Genomic DNA, 4,220 nt, shown 5'->3' on the forward strand with positions numbered 1-4,220 from the left:
GGGGGGGGGGTGGGGGGGGGGGGGGGGGGGGGGGGGGGGGGGGGGGGGGGGGGGGCGGCCGCGGCCGGGCAGGGGGCCTGGACGGCGGGCGGGAGCGCGAAGAGCCCCGGCCTGGCGGGATGCTGTTGGCTAATTCCGCCCTGCTGGATCTCATCCAGCAGGGCGGAGTGCTGCGAGGTGGGAGGTGCGGGTGCGGGCCAGAACCGGATGAGGTTCATGCCGGCAGCGGTCAGTTCCTGTTGCAGGCTTGTCTTGGCCAGGCCCTGGTAGCGAGAGCGCCGGGCTCGCAGGGCGCCAGTGGCCTGGGCGATGGTGCCCTCAATCCCGGAGCGGTGCTGGTAGCGGCGTTGCCATTCGGGTGTGGCCTGCTCGGCGCGGGCCTGTCGGAGGGCTTCGTGTTCGTCGCGGGGCCGCAGGGTGATCCAGCGTCCGTGCGGCGAGCGTGTGCATCGTTCGCGGACCGTGCAAGGCTGGCAGTCGCGACGGGCGAACTTGGCTCTGACCACGGGGGTGCCGCGCTGGCTGACATCGTTGCGCCAGACCGCGTTGGTCCGGCCGCCAGGGCAGGAGACCTGATTGTTGTCCCAGTCCACGGTGAAGTCGGTGGCGGTGACGGCTCCGTCGGCGGCCGTCTGCCAGCCGGTGTTGCCCGTCACCGGGCCCACCAGTTCGATGCTGTGGTCGGTGCGGGCGTCGACGATGTGCCGGGCATCGACGTAGCCGGAGTCGACCAGGTGGACACCGGGCAGCAGATCGCGGGCGGCCAGCCCGGCGTGCACGACCGGTGTCATCGCGGTATCGGGAACGGTGGCCACCGTGGTGGCGACATGCGTGATCAGGTGCGGGGCGTCCGGCTCGCAGGTCTCGGTCAGATGAACCTTGTAACCACTCCAGCAGGTGTTGCCTTTGACGCCGACCCTGGACTGGAGGTCATACGGAGTGATCAGTCTGGACGCCCCCGACGGCCGCTCTTTTGGGTCCCGGAGCCGGACCACCCCCTCGACGACGAAGAACTCCTGCACCCAGACCTTCCGCAGAATCTCCACCGCCTCAAGCGCGCGCACCCCGGCGGGGGCCGTGGCGCCGAAGACCGCCTCCAGCAGCCGCACCCCGTCGACACCGACCTGGCCGGTCCACTCCGCCCGGGCCGACTTGCTCTGCGGCAACTTCTGGTCTTCGATCCGGGTTCCGTACCGGTCAAACCACTCGGTGTCCGCGCGGTCCGACAGCCATGGCCCGGCGGCTTGCGCGACCGCGTCGAGGGCCGCCCGCAAGGTCTCGGCGACCAGTTCCAGCCGGTTCAGATCGCGGGTCGCGGCCAGGACGTGCGTGGAGTCGGTGCGCTGACGTCCCCCGGACCGCAGCAGTCCCGCGGTCTTCGCCGCGTTCAGCACCACCTCCAGCACCCGCTGTTCTCCCGAACCGCCCGACAGGCGGGACCGGAACTCGCTGAGCACCGAGAAGTCGAACCCCGTGTCAGCAAGGTCCAGCCCGAGCGCGTACTTCCAGTCGATACGGGCCCGCACCGCATGCGCTGCCTGCCGGTCAGTCAGCCCCTCCGCGAACTGCAACACCGACACCAGAGCAAGCCGAGCAGGAGAAAACGCCGGCCGGCCCCGCACCCCGAACAGCTCCACGAAGTCACCGTCGGCGAACACCGGGCCCAGCACATCCCGCACCCTCATCGCCAGACACCCTCCGGGGAACACCGCACGCGCTACCCGCGCGGTCCCCTCCGGGATCTCCTCCAGCCCCACCCCACCCAACGACACCGAACCCACCCCTGAACACGACAACGGCCTGCACAACCCCAACGGGGTCACACAGGCCGTCGTCACGCAGCCCCCGAATTGACCAACAGCATCCGGCGGGGCCGGGGCTTCCGGGGCGGGGCCGTTCGGCTGCGCGGTGGGCTCTGTGTCGGGAGTGCGGCGGCCGTCGCCGGGATGCGGTGTGGGCGGCTGTCTTGGCGGGAAGCTGCGGGCCGGGAAGGCTGGAACCCCGGGGGGGGGCGTCCCCTGCGGGTGTTCCTGTCCGCTGGCGGCGTAGACGGAGTACGGCGGAGGAGGGTGAGGGGGCTGGTGGGCTGCGCAGGGCGGTGTGGGGGGTGCGGTGCAGCCCACGTCGGTGTCGTGGGCTGCGGTCCGTACAGGAGAGGGGGCGGTCAGCTGCCGGACGCGGCAGCCAGAGCAGCAGCCGGGGTCAGGGGCAGGCAGAGGAGGTTTTGCTCCTGCGGGTCGTGGGGGTGGGCGGCCTGAGCGGGCAGGTCGGGCAGCAGAGGGCGGCTGGCGGCGTACAGGACGTCGGTAGTGTTGATCCGGTGGATCAGGTTCAGCAGGTGCGCGGGCTCCTGCGGGTCGAGCTCCCCCCAGGCCCGGCGCAGCACGGCATTGGGGAGTACCGGCAGCGTGGCGGCGCGCAGCTGGGCGTCGTCGTCGGGAAAGGGGAAGGCGTACACGAGGGTGCCGTCCAGGGCGCGGATGCTGTCCAGGTACAGCGCCTCGTCGGCCGCCTCCTCCTCGCACAGGTCCGGATCCTGCTCCTCGAACAGGTCCAGGACCAGGAACGCGGCGGTGGGGAACTGGGCGTGGAGGGTGGCGGCGACCATGGCGGTGATGCCGCGGGCTTGGCGTTGCAGATGCGCTTCGGCGGCCGCGAACGCCTGCACACTCGTGACCATGGACGGGGTGGCGGGAGGGGAAGCAGGACGACGGACGGAACGACGGACGGGGTGGGACACGGAGCGACTCCAGACGAAGAGGAACACGCGGGCCCCCCGGGGCGCAGCATGCACCAGGGGGCCCGGATGGGTGGGTGGGTGAACGGGCCTCACGCTAGGGCCAGTTCATCCCCTCCTCCTGGCCCGCTGACCAGCATGTTCCCCCCACGGGCGCCCGGCACCCCGGACAGAGCCGCGCCTCCCGCCCCGGTGCAAGCCCGACCACACCCGGCACAGCACCGCACGGCGGAGTGGCGGCGGACCCGAACGGCGTCGGTTGGCCCTGCTATCCCGGTGCCCCCGGCCCCGGAACCCTGGGCAGACGTGGCCGGGGACGGCGCCTGGGACTTCGCGACGGTGGTCGCACAGGCGAGTGGGCGCAACCGTGCGGTCAGGTGCGCAGGGGGTTGGTGGCGTCGAGCTGGCCGCCGACCAGGACGTCGAGGCTGTTCTTGTCGATGGGCCGGTAGGCAGGCCGGGCGCCAGGCGGCATCTGCTCGGCGTACCGCTCGCCGCTGCCGTCACCTTCGTAGTGCTCGAAAATCCGCACGCGGTTGGCGTAGGGGGTGTGCTGGCCCTCGATGATGTGCCGGAGCTGGGTGAGGGCATTGGTGACCGACAGACCACACGCGCCAGGGGCTTGGAGACGACAGCGATGGCGGTGTCCTCATCGGGGGAACCGGGCCCGGTCAGCCAGATACGGGCAGGCCGGAAAGTGGGGTGGCCTGTGGCCGGGGTGAGGTAGCCGATGTCAGCGGTTTCGATCAGAACTGCACGGCGGGCAGGGGCGGGGTTCAACGGGACTGTTCCTTCACGGATATGCGGGATGCGGGTGTGGTGAGACAGCGGCCCGTCAGATCCCGGTGAGCGGGCGGGTTGGTCATAGCAGGGGGTCCTTCGCTGAACAGCGCAGGGGGTTCCTTCGCTGAACAGCAGCGGCGCGGACGGCCGGGGGGACCCGGGGGGGGGGGGACAACGCGGGGCGGGTCAGCCCTTGGTGGGGCGGGTCAGTCCTGGTCGGCGTGCTCGCCGCCGTGCTCACGGACGGCCTGGAGGGGCGCGTCCAGGAACCGGGGGCCGTGCGTGAAGCTGCCGGTGGTCAGCCATGGCTCGACGTCGTCCGCGTTCTCCCAGGCTTCGGTGCCGGGAGCGGGGAGGCCGTCGAACAGGTAGACCGCGTCGGCGGTGTGTGCGCCGGGCCGGATCGTCAGGGTGAGGGCGTGGCCGTCGGCGAGGGGGAGACGGGCGTAGCCGGTGCCGTGCCGTGCCGGGTGAGGGTGTCGAGTCGCCCGGGGGCGGTCATGAGGGCTCCTTGGGTGTGGGGGGCCGTGGGTGGTGAGGTGACGCCAGGCCGCCAAGGGGGGTGTGGGAGGGGGTGTTGAGCTGCACCTGCGCCCGCCCGGCGAGACTGATAGGGCCGGGCGCGCGGGGGGGGACAGGGTCGGGTCAGCGGGAAGGGGTATAGAACACCCACACACCGGGTGATGCTCGGTACAAGGGG

4 protein-coding genes are annotated in these 4,220 nt (G+C 71.8%); all 4 read right to left on the reverse strand.

Annotated features, from left to right (window positions below; genetic code table 11):
* Positions 1 to 1,772, reverse strand: a 1,772-nt coding sequence (locus ACFWZ5_RS45115) for an IS1182 family transposase (protein ID WP_384892990.1), incomplete at its 3' end; no start/stop codon positions are given.
* A 392-nt stretch (positions 1,773 to 2,164) separates the two neighbouring features.
* A complete protein-coding gene (locus ACFWZ5_RS45120; protein ID WP_384892981.1) occupies positions 2,165 to 2,680 on the reverse strand; it encodes a hypothetical protein in 516 nt (171 codons plus the stop codon).
* A gap of 430 nt (positions 2,681 to 3,110) precedes the next feature.
* The gene (locus ACFWZ5_RS45125) at positions 3,111 to 3,269 is read right to left on the reverse strand and encodes a hypothetical protein (RefSeq protein ID WP_384892984.1); all 159 of its coding nucleotides are present in this window, start codon (positions 3,267 to 3,269) and stop codon (positions 3,111 to 3,113) included.
* Between the two features lie 457 nt (positions 3,270 to 3,726).
* Positions 3,727 to 4,077 (reverse strand): hypothetical protein, encoded by a 351-nt coding sequence (locus ACFWZ5_RS45130; protein WP_384892987.1) that lies wholly within the window; start codon positions 4,075 to 4,077, stop codon positions 3,727 to 3,729.
* Between the last annotated feature and the right edge of the window lie 143 nt (positions 4,078 to 4,220).

It is taken from the genome of Streptomyces sp. NPDC059003 (assembly GCF_042740445.1).
Lineage (GTDB): Bacteria > Actinomycetota > Actinomycetes > Streptomycetales > Streptomycetaceae > Streptomyces.